Annotated in this window: 3 protein-coding genes and 4 pseudogenes; 3 read left to right on the forward strand and 4 right to left on the reverse strand. The window is 56.5% G+C overall.

The window, feature by feature from the left end; all coding sequences use genetic code 11:
• Positions 1–108: 108 nt before the first annotated feature.
• From ACR3FF_RS25760 to ACR3FF_RS25770, 3 genes and pseudogenes are all read right to left on the reverse strand, one after another.
• A pseudogene (locus ACR3FF_RS25760) lies at positions 109–339 on the reverse strand (PAS domain-containing protein); the annotation flags it as partial.
• A 12-nt stretch (positions 340–351) separates the two neighbouring features.
• Positions 352–510, reverse strand: coding sequence for a hypothetical protein (locus ACR3FF_RS25765; RefSeq protein WP_458190950.1), 159 nt, complete (start codon positions 508–510; stop codon positions 352–354).
• Between the two features lie 35 nt (positions 511–545).
• A pseudogene (locus ACR3FF_RS25770) lies at positions 546–875 on the reverse strand (PAS domain-containing protein); the annotation flags it as partial.
• An 823-nt stretch (positions 876–1698) separates the two neighbouring features.
• Here ACR3FF_RS25770 and ACR3FF_RS25775 point away from each other — a divergent pair.
• Together ACR3FF_RS25775 and ACR3FF_RS25780 are read left to right on the forward strand one after the other, a co-directional pair.
• A complete protein-coding gene (locus ACR3FF_RS25775; RefSeq protein ID WP_458190948.1) occupies positions 1699–2406 on the forward strand; it encodes a DUF7504 family protein in 708 nt (235 codons plus the stop codon).
• A 146-nt stretch (positions 2407–2552) separates the two neighbouring features.
• Positions 2553–2684 (forward strand): annotated as a pseudogene (locus ACR3FF_RS25780) (TrmO family methyltransferase domain-containing protein); the annotation flags it as partial.
• 91 nt (positions 2685–2775) lie between these two features.
• On the opposite strand, the gene ACR3FF_RS25785 reads toward ACR3FF_RS25780, so the two are convergent.
• Positions 2776–3918 (reverse strand): MBL fold metallo-hydrolase, encoded by a 1143-nt coding sequence (locus ACR3FF_RS25785; protein ID WP_458190949.1) that lies wholly within the window; start codon positions 3916–3918, stop codon positions 2776–2778.
• 470 nt (positions 3919–4388) lie between these two features.
• Between ACR3FF_RS25785 and ACR3FF_RS25790 the strand changes: the two are divergent.
• Positions 4389–4573 (forward strand): annotated as a pseudogene (locus ACR3FF_RS25790) (IS5/IS1182 family transposase); the annotation flags it as partial.

The following is a 4573-nucleotide window of genomic DNA, read 5'->3' on the forward strand; positions in this document are numbered from 1 at the left end:
AAGGTTCACCAGGTGCGTATCCGGACAGCGGATGAATCAGGTTCCTGATTCACCCGCTTCACTCAGGACTACGTATCAGCTGCTGGACTCCTGAGCCAGAGTGGACAACTAGCGAATATCGGCGTTGATGGCCACGAAGTGTTCGATTTCACCAGCCGCGTTCGTGATCGGCGCGATGGTTTGATTGACGGTGAAGTTCTCGCCCGTCTTCCGTTCGTTGATCACCTCGCCGGTCCACACGTCACCGGAGAGGATGGTCTCCCAGAGGTCTGCGTAAAACGCATCGTCGTGTTCGCCAGATTTGAGGATTCGCGGAGTTTCGCCGACTGCCTCCTCGACTGTGTAGCCGGTCTACTCTTCGAACATCGAGTTGACGTATTCGACAGTGCCGTCTGGATCAGTGAGATAGATGGAATGGCCTGCGTGTTCGATCGCCTTGCGAAAGGCTCGGAGCTCGCGTTCGCGTTCTTCGAGGGCGTTCGTGTCCGTGACGTCGAAAGCGGCGTGCATGACCCCGTCGACGGTACCGTTTCGTCCAGCATCGGTTCGGCAGCCATCCGATAGTCGCGTACGCCGCTGGGTTTCTGAAAGGAGATTTCCCGAGTGATGGGTTCACCAGTCTCCAGCACTTCGCGTTTGATGGCCATCGTCGGTTCGGCGACAGCGGAGGGGAACAGTTCGTCATCACGTTTCCCGAGAATTTCTGTTTTGGAGAATCCCTCGGGATTCGAGTCGTAGACCCACGTGTGGCGGAGGTCGGTATCGACACGAGCAGCCGTAATCTGCCCCTCACGGAGAACGAGACCGAGGAGGTTTCGTGTCCGACGCAGTTCCTCTTTGGTTTCTCGGAGTTCTTGTTCCAGTTGTTCGCGCATGCTAATTACGGATTGCTTCGAGAACGCGCTCGTGAATGGCCGTCGGTGTGCAGAACGTCGATACTTCTCAGCGAGGGTTCCATCACTGTATGCCCTATCTAAGAGAGTTCACGCTCAAATAGAACGCGGTTGGGTCGGTCCCCGGTGCATACCAGAGTTGAAATGCTGATAGAAAGGTAGTCACCCCCTTCCGGTTCGTTACCTGAACGCGGACAAACAGTTGGCGTCACACAAGACAAACTCTTCCAGACGAGCATCGGCATCCGCTTCCGGTCGCCTGACGGAGACGTACTTGTGACGTCGGTCCAATCGTACCTCGGAGCCACAATGCACACAGTGGGCCGTCGCGCGTTCAAACAGTACCCGGGTGGATACCTGCTCGATTCGCTGTCCTCCTGACTTTTCCGTCGGTGATACTGCCTTCATCAACAGCAAGAGGAGTTTAAATATGTAAGAACCATGTGACCACGACACATTTTGCCGAGTGTATCCACGGCGAGTCACGACTGATGCCGAAGTCGCGATTACAGATGTCACTGTGTTGCTCGACGAGCCTGTTTTTCCAGAAGGTATCGTGACTCTCAATGCTCCCCGTGACGAACTAGAATCGTCCCACCAACTACCGACATAGCGTAGCCCTGGAGAGGAAAACAGTACCACCCGTCCACGGAGTCCCGTCCGCAGTCGGCGCGAGGAGATAGTCGAGAGCGTCGATTTCTCCGTAGGGAGGCTGCTAGACATCTCGAACACGTTATAATTAATAGTAAACGATAGTGATATTTATTCTAGATGTTTTTTTAATAGATATATTTATGTAGTATTAATGGACTGCCTAGGAGAACGTTCGGAGTCGGGAGATGCGGGATATCAGGCGTTTACCGCTCATCTCGCTGCATTGAAGCAAGAGGGTTCTGCGCTCCTCGTCGTCGGCAATCTCCCCCCGGCAGAGTATCGACACGCGTGCCATGACATGCTTGGTGACGACAGCGCCACGCGTCGACGCATCCTCGTTACGACCGACCATTCGACGAGTACACCGGAGGCACGGCTCCCACCCGGACAGCGAAACCCCCAGGCAGATACGGTGAGTCATATAACGTACGCGACGCAATCGAGAAGCACGGCCGTCCAAACGACGGCGTCGACGGTTGGTCTTCCCACGAAGCGTATCGACGAACCGGACTTATCCACACTCGGCGTGACGATTTCCGAAGCCGTCGACGAGTTTCAACGAATCACACCTGAGCTGGCGCCCGCCGAACTACGCGTGTGTTTCGACTCGCTCCGTCCGCTGATTAGTGAACACGACACCGAAACGGTATTCCAGTTTCTCCACCTCCTCACCGAGCGCATTCGAGCTGTCAGAGGAATGGGCCACTTCCACTTGGCAGTCGCTACGGGGAGCGAGACGGTACGTATCTTTGCAACGCTATTCGATGCAGTCGTCGAACTCAGGAGCAACGGCGAAACGATCCAACAACGTTGGTGTTTCCCCGATAGAAACATGAAGTCGTCGTGGTTAACGGTGTGATGTCGATCCCGACGTAGCCGCGCGACTTTCCCGTGTCTCGAACGACTCTTTAATCAGCCGCTGGGACCTTCCGTGGTCTATCCGAACCAGGCTAGAGAGGAATAACCATCATCGCGTTCTAACACTGGTTCCAGGCTCCCTACCGTCCGAACCCACTCAACATCTGCACCGGTCTGCTACTCGGCGTCGACGGCACGCGACTCCGAGTCCGTGGACTGGACGCCGTCGATGGGTCTCCGATAAGCGATATCAAGCCAGCACTCCAAACAGTGCACTGACATCCTCCCCATCCTTTAGGACGGGATATCTCCTCGCACTTTCGTAAAGAAAACGACCGGCCGCGACACCGTCGGTCAGGACATCGTGTCGTCAGGCCCCATCGGACCGTACGTCGTTTTTCACGTTCGAACTGTTCGTATTCGGCAGAAGCATGAGGTCGTCACCGTTGTCCTCAGGCGTCCCCGTCTCGGGATTCGCCTTCGTTTCGAGCACGTTTCCGTCCGGGTACACGTCGAGGAGGTCCTTCGTGACGACTATCGGCCCGTCGTAGGCGTCGGTGATGATGTCGAGTTCTTCACGCAAGTCGGTGACCTGGTCTCGGCTGACGTGCGAGAGAACGAGCATCCCTGCGTTGGCCTTGCGTGCGTTCGTTCCGACTTCGCTCGGGGTCGAGTGGAGCACTTGCTTCGGTTCGGACCCGCTCATCTCCAATTCGGGTTCGAGCAGGCGATTTTGAATCATCACGTCGGTCCCTCTCGCCAGTTTGGGAACGTTGCCGAACTTCGAGCTGTAATCACCCGTGAACGTGAACGAGGTGCCGTCGTAGGACACGCGATAGGCGAGTGATGGCATCGCGCCGTGTTTGGTCGGGGCTGCATCGATGCGCAGACCGTCTGCGTCGTATATCGTCCGAATCTTCCCGGCCGAATCGACCGGTGCCTTGACGTCGTATGTCTCGAGACAGACGTCGGTTCGAAGATACTCCTTGACGAACTCGCGGATGTAGCTGTACGCACCGTTTCTCCCGTCGAACATTCTGGTGGCCCACTCGGTCGTACTGGGGCGAATCCCGGCGCCCGTCGGGCCATACATCTCCCACGGGCGGCTGTCACGACCCTGTTGGTAGGACGCCTTGAGAATCGCAGGAAAATCGGCCGTGTGGTCGACGTGGAGGTGGGTGAACAACGCGAGGTCGAGCCTCGTGATGTCGATTTCTGCCTCGCTGATGGCCGATGCGGTGCCGCCCCCGGCGTCGACGAGTACCTTCGGTTCGCCGTCCACGTGGACGACGTAGCCGACCGACGACCGGCCATTTTTCAGCGCCGACGCGCCCGACCCGAGAACGGTCACGTACACGTCTGCGTTCTCCTGTGCATTTTTCGCTCGTGTATCGTTCCGTTCATCTGCGGCCCCCGTGCCACTGATACCGACCGTCGTGAGCCCCGTCGCGCCAGCCGCTTTGAGGAACGTCCTTCGTTCCGTTCCAATGCCATTTAACTGTATTATGTTCATACAATGGAAATATTTGAGCCACTTAGGATTAACTTCAGGGAGCATTTTCTCACTGAGAATCCGTACAGAATGTTTAAGTCGAGCCTGAAAACGTGTGTCGCCCTCCCAGGACTCGCCGTTTGACTCCAACATCGATCGCTCTACGGTATCGAAATCCGCGATTGAAGACGTTTTTCGGCAACGGTGCTGGAAACGAGACCGGACGAATACTCCACGCACCCCAAGAGGAGAGAATCGTACGGAGAGTGATCGTCACACTGCTAATTAGCGAGTGGTGAGGTGGTGGGACGCTTCGACGTGGAGCCGAACCGGTTCCAGGACCGGCCTAATCACTTTCAGCGAACCCGGTGCGTCTGCGATATCCATCGCTTGTACTCGTCAGGCAGTTCTTATCGTCGTCGGAGCGGGTCGGTTTAGACTAGAGCGTGTCATAGAAAGCGTCACGTACGAAGCAGCAGGGTGCGGAAAGTGTGTCCAACACAACCGCAACCCTGCAAGACGTCGCTTCGGTTGACGACTTCTTGAAGGCAGCGGCTACCGAAACAGTACCGCTGTTCGAATATCTTGAATTCGAGTTTCTGTTGGAGTACGACGTGTTCGCCCCCGCTCGCCGGGGGCGAACACGAGTTCACCAGCCGCCAGATCTGTTTCGGGG

This window comes from Haladaptatus ordinarius (assembly GCF_054177595.1).